Raw genomic sequence first — 19,582 nt, 5'->3', positions numbered from 1 at the left:
CCGATGCATCTGCTTCTGGCACAGCAGGGAACGATCAGCGACGGCGAGGAGGCGATCGATCTTGGTCAGTCTCCCGGCGATGTCCTGTTCCTGTCGGCTGCCGATACCGAACTCGCAGCGATGGCCGCAGCTTACGACGAAGCGGGGGCCGGATTCTCGCTGCGGCTCGCAAGCCTGATGAGCCTCAAGCATCCGATGTCGGTCGATGCCTATGTGGAGCGGACAGCTCGTCATGCGAAGCTGATCGTCGTCAGGGCGCTGGGTGGTGCCAGCTACTTCCACTACGCACTGGAAGCGCTCCATGCCGCCGCGGCGCGAACCGGCGCGCTGATCGCGGTGTTGCCGGGAGATTCGAAGCCCGATGCGGGTTTGACGCCGTTTTCGAATGTTCCGCTTGAGGATCTGAACGCGCTTTGGGCCTATCTCATCGAGGGTGGCGACGCCAATTCGCGGGCATTTCTCGCCTATGCCGGTGCGATGCTGTCTGGCGCGGAAAAGCCGGAAGCTGCATCGCCGCTGATGAAGGCCGGCATATGGTGGCCGGGCAAGGGCGTGCTTGGGGTCGACGAGTGGAGGGCGGCGGCCTGCGACGAGCGGCTTCGCTCACCTCGGGAAAGCTCGCGTCTCCCGACGGTCGCTATCAGCTTCTATCGCGCGCTTGTGCAAAGCGGCGAGACAAGGCCGGTCGAAGCGCTTGTCGACACGCTGCTTTCGGAAGGCATCCGGCCGTTGCCGGTATTCGCCTACAGCCTCAAGGATCCGGTGTCGAAGGGCATTCTGGAAAGCGTGTTTGATGTCATCAAGCCCGCGGTGGTGATCAACACGACAGGCTTTGCCGTGTCGGCGCCGGGCGCGGATCGCGAGCCGACGGTGCTCGAGGCCAATGATGCCGTCGTGCTTCAGGCGATCTTTTCGGCATCGTCACGTCAGGCGTGGGCGGCGTCCTCGCAAGGGCTCTCGGCGCGTGATCTTGGCATGAACGTCGCGCTGCCCGAAGTGGACGGTCGGGTGCTCTCTCGTGCGGTCTCCTTCAAATCGGCGGCCCGCTACGACGCGAGGGTCGAGGCCAACATTGTCGGTAGCGAACCCGATATCGAACGGATGCGCTATACCGCCAGGCTTGCCGCCAATTGGGCGAAGCTGCGCACCACCGCCGCCAGTGAGAGGCGCGTCGCGCTTGTTCTGGCGAACTATCCGAACCGTGATGGCAGGCTCGGCAACGGCGTCGGACTAGACACGCCGGCGGGTACTGTCGAGGTGCTGAAAGCCATGCGTGCCGCCGGCTATGCGGTTTCAGATGTACCTGCGGATGGCGATCAGCTGATCCAGCGTCTGATGGAAGGGCCGACAAACTCGGGCAGCGACGGCAAGCTTGTCCGCGAATCGCTTTCCTTGAGTCGTTACAAAGCCTTCTTCGTAAAACTTCCGAAAAAGATTCAGGATGAAATCGGCGTGCGTTGGGGTGCGCCCGAGGCCGATCCCTATGTCGTGGACAGCGCGTTTGCGCTGCCGTTCATGCGGCTTGGGGAGGTGCTGGTGGGCATCCAGCCGGCACGCGGCTACAATATCGATCCGAAGGAGAGCTACCATTCGCCGGATCTTGTGCCACCGCATGGCTATCTCGCCTTCTATGCCTTCCTTCGCCATGAGTTCGGCGCTCACGCCGTTATTCATATGGGCAAGCATGGCAATCTCGAATGGTTGCCCGGTAAGGCGCTGGCGCTGTCAGAGGAGTGCTACCCGGAAGCCATCCTTGGCCCCATGCCGCATCTCTATCCCTTCATCGTCAACGATCCGGGTGAGGGAACGCAGGCAAAGCGTCGTTCTGCTGCTGTCATCATCGATCACCTGACGCCGCCGCTGACGCGTGCAGAGAGCTACGGGCCGCTGAAGGATCTGGAGGCGCTGGTCGACGAATATTACGAGGCTTCGGGCGGCGATCCGCGCCGGATCCGGCTTCTCAGCAAGCAGATCCTCGATCTCGTGGCGGACATAGGCCTCGATCGCGATGCCGGCATCGACAAGGGGGAAAGCGAGACCGAGGCATTGAAGAAACTCGACGCCTACCTCTGCGATCTCAAGGAGATGCAGATTCGCGACGGCCTGCATGTTTTCGGCGTCTCGCCGCAGGGCCGGCTGCTGACGGATTTGACGGTCGCGCTGGCGCGGGTTCCGCGCGGGCTCGGACAGGGTGGCGATCGTAGTCTTCAGCGTGCGATTGCGGCGGATCTCGGATCCGAGTTCGACCCGCTCGATTGCGACATGGCCGGAGTCTGGACCGGGCCGTTCCCTGACGTTCTCGCAAGCGCTACGGACGCGATCTGGAGAACGAACGGCGATGCCGTCGAGCGGATCGAACTGCTTGCGGCGCGGCTGGTTGCCGGCGAGTTTTCTTGCCCGGAAGGTTGGGAGGCCACTCACGCTGTTCTTGCGGAGATCGAAACGCGGCTCAAGCCTGCCATTCTGGCCTGCGGGACTGATGAGATCGAAGGCCTGCTTCGAGGGCTCGACGGGCGTTTCGTAGCGCCGGGACCATCTGGGGCTCCGACGCGGGGCCGACCGGACGTGCTGCCGACCGGACGGAATTTCTACTCGGTCGACAGCCGGGCCGTGCCGACGCCGGCGGCCTACGAGCTCGGGAAGAAGTCCGCGGAGCTGCTGATCCGCCGCTACGTGCAGGATCACGGTGAATGGCCGGTCTCCTTTGGCCTGACCGCCTGGGGCACCTCGAATATGCGCACCGGCGGCGACGATATCGCCCAGGCGCTCGCCCTGATCGGCGTGAAGCCGGTGTGGGACATGACCTCGCGGCGCGTCACCGGCTATGAAATCATTCCGCCCGCGCTGCTGCGTCGGCCGCGCGTCGATGTGACATTGCGTATCTCCGGCTTCTTCCGGGACGCCTTTCCGGAGCAGATCGCTCTGTTCGACAAGGCAATCCGCGCCGTCGGGGCGCTGGAAGAGGATGCTATCGACAATCCGATTGCGGAGCGGATGGGCGGCGAGGCTGCCCGTCTCGAAAAGGCGGGATTGGATGCGGCGCAAGCTGTTCGCCGCGCCGGCTACCGCGTCTTCGGCTCGAAGCCTGGCGCCTACGGTGCTGGTCTGCAAGCGCTGATCGATGAGAAGGGGTGGGAGCGTCGCGCCGATCTGGCAGAAGCCTACCTTGTCTGGGGAAGCTACGCTTATGGCGCCGGCGAAGAGGGCCGGGCGGAGCGCGGCGTCTTCGAAGAGCGGCTGCGCTCGATCCAAGCGGTCGTGCAGAACCAGGACAATCGCGAACACGATCTTCTCGACAGCGACGACTATTACCAGTTCGAGGGCGGGATGGCGGCTGCGGCCGAAATGCTGGCGGGCGATCGGCCATCGATCTATCACAACGATCATTCGAGGCCGGAGAAGCCGGTGATCAGGTCGCTGGAAGAAGAGATCGGGCGTGTCGTGCGTGGCCGCGTTGTCAATCCGAAGTGGATCGATGGCGTCATGCGCCATGGCTACAAGGGGGCCTTCGAGATCGCCGCTACCGTCGATTACCTCTTTGCCTTCTCGGCGACGACGGGTGCCGTTGGCAACCATCACTTCGAAGCTGTCTACCAGGCTTTCGTGGTGGATCCTGAGGTCCGCGATTTCATGATCGAGAAAAACCCGGCCGCCTTCGCCGACATGAAGGAGCGGCTGCTGGAAGCGATCGATCGCAGCCTCTGGACGCCGCGCAGCAATTCGGCGCGGTTCGACCTTTCAGACACATTCGGCTTGCATCAAGGCAAGCTTACATCCGGGGAATATTGAGATGACCGACGAAACCACCGAAGCCGCTGGCCACGACGACGCCCGCCACGCCGAGAAGATGGCGAAGAAGAAGGCCGCCCGCGACAAGATCATGGCGACGAAGACGGACGAAAAGGGCCTGATCATCGTCCATACTGGCAAGGGCAAGGGTAAGTCGTCGTCCGCCTTCGGAATGATCTTCCGGCATATCGCGCACGGCAAGCCTTCGGCCGTCGTGCAGTTCATCAAGGGCGCGATGTGGACCGGGGAGCGCGACCTGATCGAAAAGCACTTTTCCGATGTCTGCCAGTTCCACACCATGGGCGAGGGCTTCACCTGGGAGACGCAGGATCGCGCTCGCGATGTCGCGGCGGCCGGCGCTGCTTGGGAGAGGGCGAAGGAACTGATCCGCGACGAGCGCAATTCGATGGTGCTGCTCGACGAGATCAACATCGCGTTGCGTTATGATTACCTCGATATCAACGAGGTCGTGGAGTTTCTGAAGAACGAGAAGCCGTATATGACTCATGTCGTTCTGACCGGGCGCAACGCCAAGGACGAACTGATCGAGATCGCCGATCTCGTGACCGAGATGGAGCTTATCAAGCATCCCTTCCGCTCGGGCATCAAGGGGCAGCCGGGCGTGGAGTTCTGATGACGCAGAGCTGGGTTTTCTGGGCGGTGCTTTCGGCGGCTTTCGCCGCATTGACGGCGATCTTTGCGAAGATCGGCGTTGCCGGCATCAATTCCGATCTCGCCACCCTGATCCGCACCGTTGTTATCGTCTTCATCATCAGCGCCATTGTCGCGGCAACCGGGCAGTGGCAGCCGTTCTCCAGCATTTCAGGCAAGACGTGGCTGTTCCTCTGCCTTTCGGGGGCGGCGACCGGCGCCTCCTGGCTTGCCTATTTCCGCGCATTGAAGATCGGCGATGCTGCACGCGTCGCCCCGATCGACAAGCTTTCGATCGTTCTCGTCGCGGTTTTCGGCGTCGTCTTCCTCGGTGAGAAGCTGAACCTCATGAACTGGCTCGGCGTGGGCCTGATTGCTGGTGGGGCGCTGCTGCTAGCTCTATTCTAAGCGTTTCCGGCGCGTGCAATTTACGCGAGGTGGGTCGCCAATATCAGATCTCGAGCCAGACGCGGATCGGATTGGCTGGATCGGCCAGAAGCTTGATCGTGAAGGCGATGCAGACGATGACGAGCAGCGGCTTGATCAGGCGCGCGCCCGTGCGCATCGCAAGGCGCGAGCCTAGCTGCGCGCCCAGGAACTGGCAGACGCCCATCATCAGCCCGATCTTCCAAATGATCGCGCCGAAGGAAACGAAGACGATGAGAGCGCCGACATTGGAGCCGAAATTCAACAGTTTGGTGTGCGCCGTCGCCTTCAGCATACCGAAGCCGGCGAGCGAGACGAACGACAGCATGAAGAACGATCCCGTGCCGGGACCAAAGACACCGTCGTAAAATCCGATGGCCGGTACCAGCGTAAGCCCGAAAACGAAGGGCGTGATGCGGCGATGCTTGTCGACATCGCCGAGGTTCGGCTTCAGCGCAAAATAGAGTGCGATTGCCACCAGAAGGACCGGCATGATCGCGCGCAACAGGTCGCCCGGCACGATCGTTGCCAAGGCAGCGCCAAGGGAGCCGCCGAAGATTGCCATCAGCGCCATCGGCAGCTGGGTGCGTAGGTGAACATGTCCCTTTCGGGCATAGGCGATCGTCGCGGAGGCTGCCCCGAATACGGACTGTACCTTGTTGGTGCCGAGTGTTTGCAGCGGCGGAATACCCGCGATCAGCATCGCCGGGACGGTAATCAAGCCCCCGCCGCCGGCAATGGAATCGACAAAGCCAGCAAAAAAGCCGGCCGCGGCCAGCATGAAGATGAGATGAGGGGCAAGATCGGACAAGGAGGGAAACTCTGGAACGTGGACGCGGCGCATGTTGCATTTCCAGCCCCATGCTGCAATGGCTTGGTGGACACGGGGGCGGGTTTCATTGTCGCACATGACTGGAAATGTATTCGATGGATTGCGCCGGTACGTGCTCGGCATCGGCTGCGAGCGTGGAACGCCGCAAGACGAGGTAACCGAGCTTGCCAGTGCGGCGCTGGCGGCGGCTGGCATCAGCCCGGGTGAGCTTGCGGGCGTCGCATCCATCGACACGCGCGGCAACGAGCCCGCGATCCTTGGGTTGGCACGTGACCTTGGGGCGCCACTCCTTTTCTTCAGTGCGCTGCGGCTCGAAGAGGAAACGCCGAGGCTGAAAAATCCTTCGACGATCGTCTTCGCCCGGGTGGGGTGTCATGGGGTCGCGGAATCCGCGGCGCTGGCAGCGATTGGACCGCATGCGGCGTTGGTTGTTCCGAAAATCAAGTCGCAGCGCGCGACGGCATCCATTGCGTGTGCCCTGTTGCAGAAAGATTAGCGGGCGCTATGGTGGCGCCGACTTCGCGGCGCCGTCCGGCTGCCCTGCGACAATAACGAAAAGAGGCACACACTCATGCACAAGGTCATTTATGACACGGATCCGGGCGTCGATGATGCAATGGCTCTGCTCTTCCTGCACCGCCATCCCGAGATCGACCTGATCGGTATCACGACCGTCTTCGGCAACGCGTCGGTGGAGACGACGACACGCAACGCGCTGTTCCTGAAGCGCGAATGGAACATTCCTGCGCCCGTTGCCAAGGGCGCCAGCGTGACCGTGGATGCGACCCGCGAGGAAAGGGCGTGGCCGACCTTCGTGCACGGCGAAAACGGCCTCGGCAACATCGAGGTGCCCGAAACCATCGACCTGCCGATCGATCCGCGTCCTGCCCATCGCTTCATTATCGATACGGTTCGCGCCAATCCGGGCGAAGTCAGGCTGGTTGCCGTCGGCCGTATGACCAACCTGGCGATGGCGCTCAAGGAAGACCCGGAGATCGCCGGGCTCGTGAAGGACGTCGTCATCATGGGCGGCAACTTCTATGTTCCGGGCAACGTGTCGCCGGTGGCCGAAGCCAATATCCACGGCGATCCCGAGGCCGCCGACATCGTTCTGACTGCGGCCTGGAAGGTTGCCGTTATCGGCCTCGACGTGACCGCGATCACGACAATGAGCCGCAGTTATCTTGCCGACGTTGCCGCCAAGGGCAACAGGGCAGTCAAGCTGCTGAACGATCTCTCGCAGGACTACATCGACTTCTACAAGCACGCCGTCGAAGACGGCATGATGGTTCACGACAGCTGCGCTTGCGTCTATGTCGTAGCGCCCGAGCTGTTCTCGACCATCAGCGGCGCGGTGCGAGTCGTTTGCGGCGGGATTGCGGATGGACAGACGATCGTGAAGCCGGACGGCCGTCGCTTTCCGCCTGGCGACTGGGATGGCCTGCCAAACCAGGTTGTCTGTACCGGCATCGAATCCGAGAACGTCATCGATCTCATACGCGATACCCTTCTGCGGACGTGAGGATTGGGTCTCGTTACACGGACCACGGAGCGCGAATCACAAGGAACGATCGCGCGCGATAGAATGGTTGGAGCAGGCGTGTCTTCACATCTCGCTTCCGCCCGATCAGCGGCGTTGACCTTGCCAGCGACGGGGCATAGATCATGCCAATGATCGAAGCTGCGTTTTCACATCTGCCGGCTCTTGAGCCGGGCAGCGTCTGGCTTGTTGGTGCAGGTCCGGGCGAGCCCGGACTGCTCACGCTTCTTGCCGCCAAGGGCCTGGCGGAGGCGGACGTGGTCGTTCACGACGCGCTGGTGAATGCCGACTGCCTGAAACTCGCACGGCCCGACGCTCTGCTTGAATATGCGGGAAAGCGTGGTGGCAAGCCGTCCGCCAAGCAGCGCGACATTTCGCTGCGGCTTGTCGAACTCGCCCGTGCCGGAAAGCGGGTCTTGCGTCTCAAGGGAGGCGATCCCTTCGTCTTCGGGCGGGGTGGCGAGGAGGCGTTGACGCTGGTCGAGCACAATGTCCCGTTCCGCATCGTGCCCGGTATTACCGCAGGTATCGGCGGGCTGGCCTATGCCGGCATTCCGGTGACGCATAGGGATGTCAACCATGCAGTGACATTCCTGACGGGGCACGATTCTTCGGGCATCGTGCCGGATGCCATCAATTGGGAAGCCATCGGCAAGGGCTCGCCTGTGATCGTCATCTATATGGCGATGAAGCATATCGCGCAGATCAGCAGGAACCTGATTGCCGCAGGGCGCTCCCCGATGGAGCCTGTCGCCTTCGTCTGCAACGCATCGACCGGCGACCAGCAGGTCCTGGAAACGACGCTCGGCGAAGCGCCTTCCGCTGTCGCTGCTTCCGGCCTCGAACCGCCGGCGATCGTCGTGATCGGGGAGGTCGTGCGGCTGCGTCAGTCGCTTGATTGGCTGGGCGCACTCGCGGGACGCAGATTGCGCCCTGATCCGTTCCAAGACTCGAACAGCAGGGAGACGGCATGAGCGGTTTGTTGATTGCAGCCCCTTCTTCCGGATCGGGCAAGACGACGGTGACGCTGGGGCTTTTGCGCGCACTTCGCAAACGCGGTGTCGCGATCGCCCCCGGCAAGGCTGGCCCAGACTATATCGACCCGGCCTTTCACGCGGCGGCGAGCGGCGTTGCCTGTCTCAACTTCGACCCGTGGGCGATGCGCCCGGAACTGATCGCCGCCAATGCGACCCTGCATCGCTCTGGCGACCGCATTCTCATCATCGAAGCGATGATGGGGCTCTTCGATGGTGCGACCGACGGCAAAGGGACTGCGGCCGATCTAGCCGCCATGCTTGGGCTTTCCGTGGTGCTCGTCGTCGATGCCTCGCATATGTCGCAGTCGGTGGCGGCGCTGGTGACAGGATTTGCGGGCTTCCGTGCCGATGTCCGTATCGCCGGCGTGATCCTTAACAAGGTCGGCGGTGAACGCCATGAGATGATGCTTCGCAAGGCGCTCGAAGCGATCCGCATGCCGATCGTTGCCGTCGTCCGCCGCGACAATGACATTGCCCTTCCCGAAAGGCATCTCGGCCTTGTTCAGGCGGGAGAGCATCAGATGCTTGAGAGCTTCATCGAGCATGCGGCGGATGCCATATCGGAAGAATGCAATTTCGAATTCCTGCTGCGCATTGCGCGCCAAGGCCTGAACCGTCCGTCGACGGCGAACATTGCGCGGCTGCGGCCGCTCGGCAGCAGGATCGCCGTGGCCCGCGACATCGCCTTCGCCTTTTCCTACGAGCATATGTTGCTTGGTTGGCGTCGACGCGGCGCGGAGATCAGTTTCTTCTCACCGCTTGCCGATGAGGCACCGGATTCGACGGCAGACGCCATCTATCTTCCGGGCGGCTATCCGGAGTTGCATCCAGGGCGGATCGCCGCTGCGAGCAATTTCAGGGCAAAGCTTATCGATGCAGCGGGCAAGGGCGTGCGAATCTACGGTGAGTGCGGCGGATACATGGTTCTAGGTGAAGGCCTCATAGACGGCACCGGCAAGCGTCACGAAATGCTCGGTCTCCTGCCTGTCGTCACGAGTTATGAGGAACGCAAACGTCACCTTGGCTATCGGCGCGTGAGACCGTTGAACTCGTCCTACTTCGAAAAGCCCATGACGGCACACGAGTTTCACTATTCGGCGGTGGTTTCCGAAGGGGAAGCCGATCGCGTTTTTCAGGTGACGGACGCGTTGGGCAATGATCTCGGGCAAGCGGGCCTCCAGCGTGGCCAGGTTGCGGGATCCTACATGCACCTGATTGACCTTGCCGAGGGGACAAGATGAATGCTCCGATCGTTCACGGCGGCGGCATCACGGCTGCGGCTGCAATCTACGGCGGCGAGCTTGAACATTGGCTTGATCTTTCGACGGGGATCAATCCGTGCCCCGTTCCACTCCCAGACGTGCCGATGCGTGCCTGGCATCGCCTGCCTGACACCTATCTGGCCGATCGGGCGCGCGTTGCGGCACAGGGCTACTATCGCAGTGGTGACATTTTCCCGCTTCCTGTTCCCGGTACGCAATCCGTGATCCAGCTGTTGCCGCGGCTCTTCGAGGTTGCCGGACGGGTAGCAATTCTGGGGCCGACCTACGGCGAATATGAGCGCGCGTTCAGGAGGGCAGGTCGCTCCGTTGATCTTGTCGCCGGCCTTGATGACGTCGCAGCCGATCACGCAATTGTCGTCATCGTCAATCCGAACAACCCCACCGGTCGCTTTTACTCTCCCGAGAGACTCGTCGCATTCAGCAAAGAGATGGAGGCCAGGGGAGGTGTTGTCATCGTGGACGAAGCCTTCGGGGACACATGCCCGCAGTTAAGCTTGGCGCCTTTTGCCCCGCGGCTGGCGAACGTTCTCATCTCCCGTTCTTTCGGCAAGTTCTTCGGACTGGCAGGATTACGCCTGGGGTTTGTCCTCGCGGTGCAGCCGATCCTGAAGCGCGTCGAAGACCTGCTTGGGCCATGGGCGGTGTCAGGTCCGGCGCTTTCGATCGCAACAGACCTTTTCGCGTCAGATGTTGCCCCGATACAGCGTAGGCTATCGGAAAGGGCCAGCGCGTTGCGCACTACGCTCGAGCAAGGCAGCTTGCGCATCGTCGGCAGGAGCGATCTGTTTGCGCTTGTCGAACACGGGCACGCCGCCGACTTGCACCGGCATCTTTGCCGGCATCATATTCTGGTCCGCAAGTTCGACTATGAGCCGCGCTGGTTGCGTTTCGGTCTCGTTCCTGACGCGGCTGGCGACCAACGGCTTTCCTATGCACTGCAGAGTTTCACATCATGATGCTTGACCATAACCTTCTCGTGCTGGTTCTTGCCCTTTTGCTGGATCGGATTGTCGGTGATCCGGATGCCTTGTGGATGCGCCTGCAGCACCCGGTCGTGCTGTTTGGAAACGCGATCTCCCGCGTCGACCGGATGTTCAATCGTGATGAGTTTCACAAGCGCGAACGGCGTCGCAACGGCGTCTGGTCGATTGCCGGTCTCTTGATCCTCAGTGCCGTTGCGGGTGTCGCGCTGCATTGGCTTTTCTCGCTGTTTGGTTTGGCCGGAATTCTGCTGGAGGTGATTTGCGTTGCAGTATTCATGGCACAGAAGAGCCTTGCCGATCATGTGGAGGCTGTTGCCGCCGGGCTGAAAACCGGAGGCATCAGCGGTGGCCGGCTGGCCGTTTCGCGAATCGTTGGGCGTGATCCGGAAACCCTCGACGAGCCAGCCGTCTGCCGTGCGGCGATCGAGAGCCTGGCCGAGAATTTCTCAGATGGCGTGGTTGCTCCGGCCCTCTGGTACGCAGTTTTCGGCTTGCCCGGCTTGTTTGCCTACAAGATGCTGAACACGGCGGATTCGATGATCGGCCACAAGTCCGATAGATATGCCGATTTCGGTTGGGCGGCGGCGCGCCTGGACGACTTCGCCAACTGGCCGGCAGCGCGCCTCTCGATTTTGTTGATCGCTGCTGGAGCGTGGTTGCGCCGAGGCCGCACCGCCTTTCAGGAGGCACTGCGCGTTGCCGTGCGGGACGGCGGACTGCATCGGTCGCCGAATTCCGGGCGACCGGAGGCGGCGATGGCCGGGGCTCTGAATGTGCAGCTCGCCGGGCCGCGCGTGTATTCCGGGGTTGTTGTCATGGAGCCGATGATCAATGGTGGCGGGCGCGATACGGCAACGGTCGTCGATATCGAAGATGGCGTCTCGGTCTTCTATGCAAGCTGCTCGATCCTTGCCGCGGCCGCCCTGGTCCTTTTCCTGCTTCTGCTCTAGGCGTGAGCGGAAGTGCTCCGCTCATGCGCGGCCAGCAAACGCTTCGTTGTGCTTTGCTGTTTAAGCAACACTGGTCCTGCAAATTGCATGCCGAGACGGCGGAAAGCATTGGCTTTTTGAAATGGATTTGCCTATGAGGAGGGTTAACTCGTCATTTCAAGAGGTAAGTGCGTGACCGCCACATTCGATAAAGTTGCCGACATCATTGCAGAAACCAGCGAGATCGATCGCGATACGATCAAGCCGGAAAGCCATACGATCGACGACCTCGGTATCGACAGCCTCGACTTCCTCGATATCGTCTTTGCGATCGACAAGGAATTCGGCATCAAGATCCCGCTCGAGAAGTGGACGCAGGAAGTCAACGAGGGCAAGGTTTCGACGGAAGAATATTTCGTGCTGAAGAACCTCTGTGCCAAGATCGACGAGCTGCGCGCCGCCAAGGCCTGACCGGCACCGTCATCTTTTTCTCCGCCCTGCCGCTGTTAACCATGGCGGCCGGGCGGTTTCGTTCCTAAGTAGGCCTAGCCGCAGGGCAAGGTGTCCTTGTGGCCGGAGGATTCGATGCTACTGGAATACTTCCAGATGATTGACCGCATCGAGGCGGTCGACCTTCAGAAGGGGACGCTCAAGGCGCGCTCAGTCGTGCCGGCGAAGAGCCCGGTCTTCGAAGGTCATTTTCCCGGCATGCCCCTGGTTCCCGGCGTGTTGCTGATCGAAACGATGGCGCAAGCGTCGGGCATGCTCGTGCTCGCAGCTACCGATTTCACTGTCATGCCATTCCTGATGTCCGTCGACGGCGCCAAGATGCGTACCTTCGTGGAACCAGAGGCGGTGCTTGAGATCGAGGCGTTTCTGGAGCACGACGGTTCGGGATTTGCTGTAACCAAGGCCAAGATCACAAGCGGCGGCAAGAAGGTTTGCGATGCGCAGCTGAAGCTCAGGACCATGCCCTTCAGCGAGGTTCCGCTTGGAGATATCGTCAAGAAGCGTGCCGGTGAAGTTGGCCTGATGGATGCGATCGCTGCACAGGGAGTGAATGGATGAGCAAGGCTCAGAATGATGTCGTGATCACGGGCGTCGGCATTGTAACGTGCCAGGGCGTTGGCAAGGAGCCGCATATCGCACTGCTCAACGCCGAGGGCGCGCCGCAGACAGTGGTCGAGCTTGAGAAGTTCAAGCCGTATCCGGTCCATCCGCTTCCGGAGATCGACTGGTCGCAGCAGATCGCCAAGCGCGGCGATCAGCGGCAGATGGAAAACTGGCAGCGCATCGGTGTTTTCGCCGCCGGGCTCGCACTCGATGATGCCGGCTTCAAGGATGATGCGGAAGCCTGCGGCACCATGGACATGATCGTCGCGGCAGGTGGCGGCGAGCGCGATATCAACGTCGATACGCTGATCGTTGACGAGGGCCTGAAGCGCAACGACCGCGAGGCTCTCCTGAATGAGAAGCTCACAACGGAGCTGCGGCCGACGCTGTTCCTGGCTCAGCTTTCGAACCTGCTGGCCGGTAACATTTCCATCGTCCACAAGGTCACCGGTTCTTCGAGGACCTTCATGGGCGAGGAATCCGCTGGCATTTCCGCTGTTGAGACGGCCTTCTATCGCATCAAGTCGGGCGAATCGACGCACGCGCTGGTCGGTGGCGCCTATTCAGCGGAGCGCCTGGACATGGTGCTTTTGTTCGAAGCCATCAACGTCTACTCCCGCGACGACTGGCAGCCTCTCTGGTCGCGCGATCAAGGCGGCGTCATTTCGGGCTCGGTTGGCGCGTTCCTCGTGCTGGAATCGCGTGCCCATGCCGAAGCACGCGGCGCGCACATCTACGCATCGATTTCGTCGATCGAAGGCGATCGTGGCAAGCGCGATGTCGGCAAGCTCGAGAAGCGCCTCGGGCGGCTGCTGGAAACCGCCTCTGACCTTTCGCCGGAAAGCACCGCGATCTTCTCCGGCTCCACAGGTATTCCCGACCTTGCCGGGCGCGAAAGGGCTGTCCTCGAACGTCATTTGCCCGGTGCGGCTGTCCGCGGTTTCGGCGGCGTCACCGGCCACGGTCTTGAGGCACATTTCACGCTCGGTCTGACGCTGGCGGCGTTGGCCGTCGACAGCAAGGCTAAGGTTCCGGTTTTCGACCCGGCCCACGAGAAGCCGATGGCGGCCGCGACCAAGGCAGCTATCGTTACGACAGTCGGTCATCAGCGCGGCGAAGGCGTCGCGGTTCTTTCCGCGGAAGCGTGAGGGGTGTGCAAATGAAAGATTCGGCTTACAAGGATCATCTCGGCCGTCCGATCGTCGCAGTGACGGGTGTGGGTATCATCACCTCGCTGGGGCAGGGCCTGAAGGACAACTGGTCGGCACTCACCGCCGGGACCTCTGGTATTCACGCGATCAAACGCTTCCCGACCGAGGGTCTTTCGACGCGCATTGCCGGCACGGTTGACTTCATCGATATTCCGGTCGCCAACGCGGTCGAACGCTCCTATGCGTTCGCGCGGGAGACTACAATTGAAGCGCTCGCCGATGCTGGTATCAGCGGTGATTTCGACGGTCCGCTGTTCCTGGCTGCGCCGCCGATCGAACCGGAATGGAGCGCGCGCTTTGATCTCGCCGACCGCTCGCCGCCGGCCGATCATGCCGGCGATGCCTACGACCGGTTCCTGGCAGCCATGCGCCTGCGTCCTGACGCTGCATTCCACGAAGCATCGCTGTTCGGTGCGATTTCCGAGCGCTTGGCCGATCGCTTCGGCACGCGTGGCCTGCCTGTGACGCTGTCGACCGCCTGCGCATCCGGCGCAACTGCAATCCAGCTCGGTATCGAAGCAATCCGCCAGGGCCGCACGTCGCGGGCGCTGGCTGTTGCGACCGACGGTTCTGTAAGCGCAGAGGCACTGATCCGCTTCTCGCTGCTATCAGCTCTCTCCACGCAGAACGATCCGCCGACGAAGGCTTCGAAGCCGTTCAGCAAGGATCGCGATGGCTTCGTCATCGCCGAAGGTGCCGCGACCCTGGTACTGGAGTCGCTTGAGGCTGCCGTCGCGCGCGGCGCGAAGGTTCTCGGCATCATGAAGGGCGCTGGCGAAAAGGCCGACTCCTTCCATCGTACCCGCTCGTCTCCGGACGGCGGACCGGCGATCGCGACGATCCGTGCGGCGCTGGCCGATGCTGGTATGGATGAGGGCGATATCGGCTACATCAACGCTCACGGCACCTCGACGCCAGAGAACGACAAAATGGAATATGGCTCCATGCTGGCTGTGTTTGGTGAACGGATGGCGTCCATTCCCCTGTCGTCGAACAAGTCGATGATCGGCCATACGTTGACGGCCGCAGGAGCCGTGGAAGCTGTGTTCTCGCTGCAGACGATGCTGACCGGCACGCTGCCGCCAACGATCAACTACACAAACCCCGATCCATCGATCGTTATCGACGTGGTGCCAAACAAGAAGCGGGAGAGCCAGGTCAACGCCGTGCTTTCCAACTCCTTCGGCTTCGGCGGGCAGAATGCCAGCCTTGTCATGGCACTCGAACCGGCTTAATCGGTTCCCGACAAAACATCGAGATAGAACGCCTTCGCGGCGAAGGACTTTGCCATGCGCGCTTTGCAACTGATTGACGATCGCAAGCTTGAGATCACCGACCTTCCGGAACCGGATGCTCCCGGCCCGGGTGAGGTTACACTGCGCGTCAAGGCAGTTGCTCTCAATCATATCGACGTCTGGGGCTGGCGCGGCATGGCGTTCGCGAAGCGCAAGATGCCGCTGGTAATCGGCGCGGAAGCTGCTGGCGTTGTCGAAACGATCGGGCCGGGTGTCGCCAATGTGCTGCCGGGCCAACTCGTGTCGATCTATGGCGCACGCACCTGCGGTCTCTGCCGGCCATGCAGCGAGGGACGTGACAATCTCTGTGAGCATGTTTCCGGCGTTCACGGCTTCCATCTTGACGGTTTCGCGCAGGAGAAAGTGAACCTGCCGGCGCGTCTGCTAGTTCCCGCTCCTCCGGGCGTTAATGCCATTGGCGCGGCACTGGCTCCGGTTACCTTTGGAACGGTCGAGCACATGCTGTTCGACAACGCCAAGCTGGAGCCGGGGGAAACCATCCTCGTGCACGCAGGCGGTTCCGGCATCGGTACGGCGGCGATTCAGCTCGCCAAGAGGATCGGTTGCACGGTTATCACCACCGTCGGCTCCGATGACAAGATCGAGAAGGCCAAGGCGCTCGGCGCTGATCACGTCATCAACTACCGCACCGACCGCTTTGAAGGCGTCGTGCGCAAGCTCACCAAGAAGAAGGGCGTCGACGTCGTTTTCGAGCACGTCGGCAAGGACACGTGGGCAGGCTCCATGCTGTCGATGAAGCGCGGCGGTCGTCTCGTCACCTGTGGCTCGACCTCCGGTGTTTCCACCGACATGAACCTGATGATGCTTTTCCAGCAGCAGCTGAAGTTGCTCGGCTCCTTCGGCTGCCGCATGGAGAACATGGCGAACGCCATGCAAAAGATGGGCCGCGGGCTGGTCCATCCAGTCATCGATACCGAAGTCGGCTTCGACGACATCGACCGCGCACTGGAGCGGATGGAAACGCGCCAGATCTTCGGCAAGATCATCCTCAAGATGGATTGAGCCCTTGAAGCTCTTCATCACTAAAATCGTGCTGGCCCTCATCCACTTTCGCCAGTGGTTGATCGCCCAGGCGATGTTCGGTTTCCTGAACTTCCTGAAGCTGTTTCCGGCTGACGGTGCGATCAACTTTGCGGACTGGCTAACACGCAAACTCGGCCCGCGCGTGAAGCGCCACCGGCTGATGCTCACAAATCTGCGCAACGCTTTTCCTGAAAAGAGCGAAGCGGAGATCCAGGAAATCGCGTTGGCGAGCTGGGGGAACATGGGACGTCTCGCCGCCGAGTACGTGTTTCTCGACCGGCTGTTCGATTTCGACTATTTGCGCAAGGAGCCGGGCCGGGTCGAGGTGTCGGGCATACCGATTTTTATCGATCTGCTGGAAAATCAGCGGCCGTTCATTGTCTTCACAGCGCACACGGGCAATTTCGAGCTGCTGCCGGTGGCCGGCGCGGCATTTGGTCTCCATGTTTCCGTGCTCTTCCGCCCACCGAACAACCCCTATGTCGCGCAGAAAGTCTTCGATTTTCGCAGCGCACGAATGGGCAAGCTGGTGCCGTCTCACGCCGGCTCGTCCTTCGCCTTGGCGCGGCAGCTGGAGGCGGGGCAGGGCGTTGGCGTCCTCGTCGACCAGAAGTTCCGCAAGGGCCTGAAGACGACGTTTTTCGGGCTCGATGTCAAAACCAACCCATTGCTCGGAAAGCTCGTCCGTCAGTTCAATTGCGAGGTCTATCCGGCCCGCTGTATCCGGCTTCCGGGAAATCGCTATCGGCTGGAAATCGAGCCGAAGCTCAACATTCCTCGGGATGCGAACGGCAATCTCGATATGGTGGCGACCGCGCAGCTTCTAAACGACAAGGTCGAATGCTGGGTGCGGCAATATCCCGAGCAGTGGCTCTGGTATCATGACCGCTGGAAGATCAAGCACGACGTGCTGAAGTAAGCGCAACCCGATCCCTACATCTTATCATTGAAAAACAGGGGTATGCGTTCATTGAATATGAACGTGTGTCATGTTACCGATTACCATCAAGGCGAGTGGCTAGGCGTCCGCGGTTTCAACTTGCGTGAAGCAAAGCTCGGCCGATCTCGGTCGCATTCTCTTCCGGAATGCATTTGGAGGCGTCTTGCTGGGGCTTTTTCGGGCGTTCTCATTGTGTTGTGCGCAGATCGATGCAGCTATCGCAGCGGGCGATGACGCGCGCGTAAGCATACTCGATTGCTCGGTCGAGCCACTCGTCGACGCAATCCTCGGGCACTCTGCGACGAATATCCTCGAAGTTCATATGCAGCTCGAATTCGTCAGCTGTCTCATTGACCAGTATGCGGACGACAGTGAGTCCGTTCGCGGCTATGTTGCGCTGCTTTCCACGCTCATGGAAAAGTACTTCGGTGGGGCCGCGCCTCGCTGGCGGATGATGCCGGTCGAGAGGCAGCCTATTGTCGATCCCTTTGCGTTCACGCCGAACGTCGACAATGGCAACTTCCTGAATGCGGCAATCCTCGATGCCATACCGGATCGTGTCGCTGTGCTGACGAGGGACTATCGGTATCTCTATTCCAATACCGTCAACTCGACCTATCTCGGCAAGAAGGCGATCGATTTGATCGGTCGTCACCTGATCGAATTTATTGGCGAGAAGCGCTTTCATGGAGGCGCGAAGGCAAGGCTCGACGCTTGTTTTGCAGGGCGCGGAAGCGACTACGCTTATGAGCGCGGCGACGGCGATGCGGTGAAAACGGTTCGTTGCCGCATGTCGCCATTGCGAGATTCTTCAGGAAGCGTGATCGGTGCCTTGATCATCATGCAGCATACCGGGAGCGAAGGCGCCGACCGTCGCTTGATCAACTCTTCGTCCAAACGGCAAGCTCATATCCATCCGGATCACTGAAGTGAAACCGGCGTCCACCAGGGAACCCGGTGATCGGTTTCACAATGGTCCCACCGGCGCCTTCCACGCTTGAAAGGGCGGCCTCAAGATCGTCCGCATAGAGAATGACGAGGGGGCCGCCAGGCTGCGGAGTGCCCAGTGTCGTAAAGCCGCCCTTGAGCCGCCCGTCATCGAATTCGCAGTATTCGGGGCCGTAGTCGGTAAAGGACCAGCCGAAGGCCCTGCGGTAGAACGCTTTGGTGGCTTCTATATTGCCGACGTTGAATTCGATGTAGTCGATACGTCGGGTGTCCGCTGTTGCAGCCATCATCGCCTCCTATGCTTCCATCAATGCCTTCAATGCCGTCAGATCCTTCGCGATATGCGCGGCATCGGCCTCGAATTGCTCGTCTGTCATGCCGGGGATGCGCAACAGCGTGAACATGACCTCGCAGCCACCGCCGTTCGGCACGATCCGTAGTGCGTTGTAGACGCGCAGCCCGCTCTCGATTGTTACCGTATGGTCGATGACGCCGAACTCGTTGTGCGGGACGAAACTGACCTTCACCGCGCCGAGAGCCCCGGTAGCAATCCAGTCTTCGCCGCTGTGCTCCAACCCTGAGGCCAATCCGGACGCCCAGAGTGGCATGTTCTCAGGGGCGGCCGCAAAGGCATAGACGTCGCGCCAATTCCGGTCGATGGAGCGGTGGATGATCCTTGCGGGCATCGTAGACATGGCGTTTTCCTGTGGTGCTCTAATGGAGATAGCAAAACAAACGGTTTCGTATTGAAGAAAACGGACGTTCAACCTGCTATCTGCTGCTGAAGCTGCATGGGCGTCAGCGTCGAAATTTCGCGTACATCGCGGGTCATATGCGCCTGATCGGCGTAGCCGGCCGCAACTGCCAACTCTGCGAGCGGGAGGCTCTTGCTACGGCAAAGGCCGAGCATGCCCTGAAATCGGCGAATTCGGGCGAGCGTCTTCGGTCCGTAACCGAAATGGGCGTGGCAACGTCGACGAAGTTGGCGCGCGCCGATGGAGAGGTCGTCGAGCATGGCATCGACCACGTCCCGGGACTGCGAAATGTCGCTTGCCCGCGCAAATACCGAGGCCATGTCCCTTGCCGATGTTGCATGTTTCGCGGCCTCTTGCTCAAGAGAGGATCTTAGCTGCAAGAGCCGTTCGTCCGAATTGGCGCAGGCGCATAGCAATTCATTCAATCTGAGTGCCGCGGCTCCCCAGAAATCTTCCAGAGGAATTGATTGACCGACAATGTCGCAGAGCTGCACCTTCAGCCACTCGGCGGCTGCTCCCGGGGCGAAGCGCGCGCCCACTATCCTCTCGCCACCGGCGAGCGTCGGGAAGGCGCTGCTGCGGTCCGGGCCTGCGACCACAAGCCTGCCGCCCACCCAGACGATGTCGCAATAGCCGTCGGGTACGATCGCGATCCTCTGATCGGCTCCTTCGTGAATATCGTGTGACCAAAGGCAGCCAAAATGAGCACCAAGCGCAGGCGCGGGCGCATACTCCGTGTATCGGCCGGCGCGCGCGGCGAGAACTGCATCCTCATGTGTTCCTGCGCGGCTCATCGGCTCTCTTCC

General features: G+C 61.1%; 20 protein-coding genes. 16 read left to right on the top strand and 4 right to left on the bottom strand.

The window, feature by feature from the left end:
* The first annotated feature begins 3 nt into the window (after positions 1-3).
* From cobN to ATY80_RS21840, 3 genes are read left to right on the top strand one after another with little or no spacing between them, the layout of a single operon-like run.
* A complete protein-coding gene (cobN, locus tag ATY80_RS21850; protein ID WP_088694399.1) occupies positions 4-3,789 on the top strand; it encodes a cobaltochelatase subunit CobN in 3,786 nt (1,261 codons plus the stop codon).
* Between the two features lies 1 nt (position 3,790).
* A complete protein-coding gene (gene cobO, locus ATY80_RS21845) occupies positions 3,791-4,423 on the top strand; it encodes a cob(I)yrinic acid a,c-diamide adenosyltransferase (RefSeq protein WP_088694398.1) in 633 nt (210 codons plus the stop codon).
* A complete protein-coding gene (locus tag ATY80_RS21840; RefSeq protein ID WP_088694397.1) occupies positions 4,423-4,848 on the top strand; it encodes an EamA family transporter in 426 nt (141 codons plus the stop codon). Before cobO ends, ATY80_RS21840 begins: the two co-directional genes overlap by 1 nt.
* A 43-nt stretch (positions 4,849-4,891) precedes the next feature.
* On the opposite strand, the gene ATY80_RS21835 is transcribed toward ATY80_RS21840, so the two are convergent.
* Complete coding sequence (locus ATY80_RS21835; RefSeq protein ID WP_088694478.1) at positions 4,892-5,677, bottom strand: TSUP family transporter; 786 nt, start codon at positions 5,675-5,677, stop codon at positions 4,892-4,894.
* Positions 5,678-5,774: 97 nt separating this feature from the next.
* On the opposite strand from ATY80_RS21835, the gene ATY80_RS21830 reads away from it, so the two are divergent.
* From ATY80_RS21830 to ATY80_RS21770, 13 genes are all read left to right on the top strand, one after another.
* Positions 5,775-6,194: a cobalamin biosynthesis protein gene (locus ATY80_RS21830; RefSeq protein ID WP_088694396.1), complete on the top strand. Its 420-nt coding sequence runs from the start codon at positions 5,775-5,777 to the stop codon at positions 6,192-6,194.
* Between the two features lie 75 nt (positions 6,195-6,269).
* A complete protein-coding gene (locus ATY80_RS21825) occupies positions 6,270-7,220 on the top strand; it encodes a nucleoside hydrolase (RefSeq protein WP_088694395.1) in 951 nt (316 codons plus the stop codon).
* Positions 7,221-7,369: 149 nt separating this feature from the next.
* A complete protein-coding gene (gene cobA, locus ATY80_RS21820; RefSeq protein WP_189637238.1) occupies positions 7,370-8,212 on the top strand; it encodes a uroporphyrinogen-III C-methyltransferase in 843 nt (280 codons plus the stop codon).
* Entirely contained in the window at positions 8,209-9,516 is a 1,308-nt protein-coding gene (locus ATY80_RS21815) for a cobyrinate a,c-diamide synthase (RefSeq protein WP_088694393.1), read from the top strand. Before cobA ends, ATY80_RS21815 begins: the two co-directional genes overlap by 4 nt.
* Positions 9,513-10,514, top strand: coding sequence for a threonine-phosphate decarboxylase CobD (gene cobD / locus ATY80_RS21810; protein WP_088694392.1), 1,002 nt, complete (start codon positions 9,513-9,515; stop codon positions 10,512-10,514). The genes ATY80_RS21815 and cobD overlap by 4 nt, the downstream gene beginning before the upstream one ends.
* Positions 10,511-11,491, top strand: a complete 981-nt coding sequence (gene cbiB, locus ATY80_RS21805; RefSeq protein WP_088694391.1) for an adenosylcobinamide-phosphate synthase CbiB — start codon at positions 10,511-10,513, stop codon at positions 11,489-11,491. Before cobD ends, cbiB begins: the two co-directional genes overlap by 4 nt.
* 171 nt (positions 11,492-11,662) lie before the next feature.
* On the top strand, positions 11,663-11,941 hold the full coding sequence (locus tag ATY80_RS21800; RefSeq protein WP_007533215.1) for an acyl carrier protein: 279 nt from the start codon (positions 11,663-11,665) through the stop codon (positions 11,939-11,941).
* A 114-nt stretch (positions 11,942-12,055) separates the two neighbouring features.
* The gene (locus tag ATY80_RS21795) at positions 12,056-12,538 is read left to right on the top strand and encodes a 3-hydroxyacyl-ACP dehydratase FabZ family protein (protein WP_088694390.1); all 483 of its coding nucleotides are present in this window, start codon (positions 12,056-12,058) and stop codon (positions 12,536-12,538) included.
* Complete coding sequence (locus ATY80_RS21790) at positions 12,535-13,731, top strand: beta-ketoacyl-ACP synthase (protein ID WP_088694389.1); 1,197 nt, start codon at positions 12,535-12,537, stop codon at positions 13,729-13,731. Before ATY80_RS21795 ends, ATY80_RS21790 begins: the two co-directional genes overlap by 4 nt.
* Before the next feature lie 11 nt (positions 13,732-13,742).
* Entirely contained in the window at positions 13,743-15,029 is a 1,287-nt protein-coding gene (locus ATY80_RS21785) for a beta-ketoacyl-ACP synthase (protein WP_088694388.1), read from the top strand.
* A 54-nt stretch (positions 15,030-15,083) separates the two neighbouring features.
* Positions 15,084-16,112 carry a zinc-binding dehydrogenase gene (locus ATY80_RS21780; RefSeq protein WP_088694387.1) on the top strand — a complete coding sequence of 343 codons (1,029 nt, stop codon included), beginning with the start codon at positions 15,084-15,086 and terminating at the stop codon, positions 16,110-16,112.
* A 4-nt stretch (positions 16,113-16,116) separates the two neighbouring features.
* Positions 16,117-17,052, top strand: a complete 936-nt coding sequence (locus tag ATY80_RS21775) for a lipid A biosynthesis lauroyl acyltransferase (protein WP_088694386.1) — start codon at positions 16,117-16,119, stop codon at positions 17,050-17,052.
* A gap of 184 nt (positions 17,053-17,236) precedes the next feature.
* A complete protein-coding gene (locus ATY80_RS21770; protein WP_088694477.1) occupies positions 17,237-18,001 on the top strand; it encodes a PAS domain-containing protein in 765 nt (254 codons plus the stop codon).
* Here ATY80_RS21770 and ATY80_RS21765 read toward each other — a convergent pair.
* The 3 genes from ATY80_RS21765 to ATY80_RS21755 all read right to left on the bottom strand — a co-directional run bounded on the left by ATY80_RS21765 (position 17,955) and on the right by ATY80_RS21755 (position 19,570).
* Positions 17,955-18,308 carry a VOC family protein gene (locus tag ATY80_RS21765; protein ID WP_088694476.1) on the bottom strand — a complete coding sequence of 118 codons (354 nt, stop codon included), beginning with the start codon at positions 18,306-18,308 and terminating at the stop codon, positions 17,955-17,957. The two genes, ATY80_RS21770 and ATY80_RS21765, sit on opposite strands and share 47 nt — an antisense overlap.
* Positions 18,309-18,317: 9 nt before the next feature.
* On the bottom strand, positions 18,318-18,716 hold the full coding sequence (locus ATY80_RS21760) for a polyketide cyclase (protein WP_088694385.1): 399 nt from the start codon (positions 18,714-18,716) through the stop codon (positions 18,318-18,320).
* Between the two features lie 68 nt (positions 18,717-18,784).
* Positions 18,785-19,570 (bottom strand): helix-turn-helix domain-containing protein, encoded by a 786-nt coding sequence (locus tag ATY80_RS21755; RefSeq protein WP_088694384.1) that lies wholly within the window; start codon positions 19,568-19,570, stop codon positions 18,785-18,787.
* Between the last annotated feature and the right edge of the window lie 12 nt (positions 19,571-19,582).

The sequence above is a fragment of the Rhizobium sp. R711 genome (genome assembly GCF_002211365.1).
Classification (GTDB): Bacteria; Pseudomonadota; Alphaproteobacteria; order Rhizobiales; family Rhizobiaceae; genus Rhizobium.
Note: the sequence above shows the minus strand (reverse complement) of the source record. Positions and strands in the feature narration are given on the sequence as shown.

Coding starts and splice junctions, on each gene's coding strand:
- cobA (WP_189637238.1), top strand. CDS start 7,370: ATGATCGAAGCTGCGTTTTCACATCTGCCGGCTCTTGAGCCGGGCAGC.
- ATY80_RS21815 (WP_088694393.1), top strand. CDS start 8,209: ATGAGCGGTTTGTTGATTGCAGCCCCTTCTTCCGGATCGGGCAAGACG.
- ATY80_RS21760 (WP_088694385.1), bottom strand. CDS start 18,716: ATGTCTACGATGCCCGCAAGGATCATCCACCGCTCCATCGACCGGAAT.
- cobN (WP_088694399.1), top strand. CDS start 4: ATGCATCTGCTTCTGGCACAGCAGGGAACGATCAGCGACGGCGAGGAG.
- ATY80_RS21840 (WP_088694397.1), top strand. CDS start 4,423: ATGACGCAGAGCTGGGTTTTCTGGGCGGTGCTTTCGGCGGCTTTCGCC.
- ATY80_RS21795 (WP_088694390.1), top strand. CDS start 12,056: ATGCTACTGGAATACTTCCAGATGATTGACCGCATCGAGGCGGTCGAC.
- cbiB (WP_088694391.1), top strand. CDS start 10,511: ATGATGCTTGACCATAACCTTCTCGTGCTGGTTCTTGCCCTTTTGCTG.
- cobO (WP_088694398.1), top strand. CDS start 3,791: ATGACCGACGAAACCACCGAAGCCGCTGGCCACGACGACGCCCGCCAC.
- ATY80_RS21765 (WP_088694476.1), bottom strand. CDS start 18,308: ATGGCTGCAACAGCGGACACCCGACGTATCGACTACATCGAATTCAAC.
- ATY80_RS21825 (WP_088694395.1), top strand. CDS start 6,270: ATGCACAAGGTCATTTATGACACGGATCCGGGCGTCGATGATGCAATG.
- ATY80_RS21830 (WP_088694396.1), top strand. CDS start 5,775: ATGACTGGAAATGTATTCGATGGATTGCGCCGGTACGTGCTCGGCATC.
- cobD (WP_088694392.1), top strand. CDS start 9,513: ATGAATGCTCCGATCGTTCACGGCGGCGGCATCACGGCTGCGGCTGCA.
- ATY80_RS21785 (WP_088694388.1), top strand. CDS start 13,743: ATGAAAGATTCGGCTTACAAGGATCATCTCGGCCGTCCGATCGTCGCA.
- ATY80_RS21755 (WP_088694384.1), bottom strand. CDS start 19,570: ATGAGCCGCGCAGGAACACATGAGGATGCAGTTCTCGCCGCGCGCGCC.
- ATY80_RS21780 (WP_088694387.1), top strand. CDS start 15,084: ATGCGCGCTTTGCAACTGATTGACGATCGCAAGCTTGAGATCACCGAC.
- ATY80_RS21790 (WP_088694389.1), top strand. CDS start 12,535: ATGAGCAAGGCTCAGAATGATGTCGTGATCACGGGCGTCGGCATTGTA.